The 287-nt window shown below is 35.5% G+C and carries 1 protein-coding gene; it reads left to right on the top strand.

Annotated elements, in window-relative coordinates:
* A partial coding sequence (locus tag SB749_RS19235; protein WP_410711713.1) for a hypothetical protein occupies positions 1-287 on the top strand: 287 nt, incomplete at both ends.

Genomic DNA, 287 nt, shown 5'->3' with positions numbered 1-287 from the left:
CTTTAATGGGGAAAAAGGTTGTTTATGAATCTCACACTCCAATTTGTGATAGCAATGCCAGAGGCTTAAAACCTAGTATGTTTAGAAGTATGATATCTAAGGAAAACTTTAAAAATTTAGTAGTCATTACGCATTCGCTTAAAGCATATTACTTAGCTCATTTTCCGCAATTAAAAGGTAAAATTATTGTTGCTGCTGACGGAGCTGATCCTATAGCTCCCGATACAGAGCCTTTTGACTTTAAAAATGATAAAAGCCGCATGCAGGTTGGTTATGTTGGACACTTA

The sequence above is a fragment of the Brevibacterium sp. SIMBA_078 genome (assembly GCF_046534565.1).
In the GTDB taxonomy this organism is placed as follows: Bacteria; Actinomycetota; Actinomycetes; order Actinomycetales; family Brevibacteriaceae; genus Brevibacterium.
Note: the sequence above shows the minus strand (reverse complement) of the source record. Positions and strands in the feature narration are given on the sequence as shown.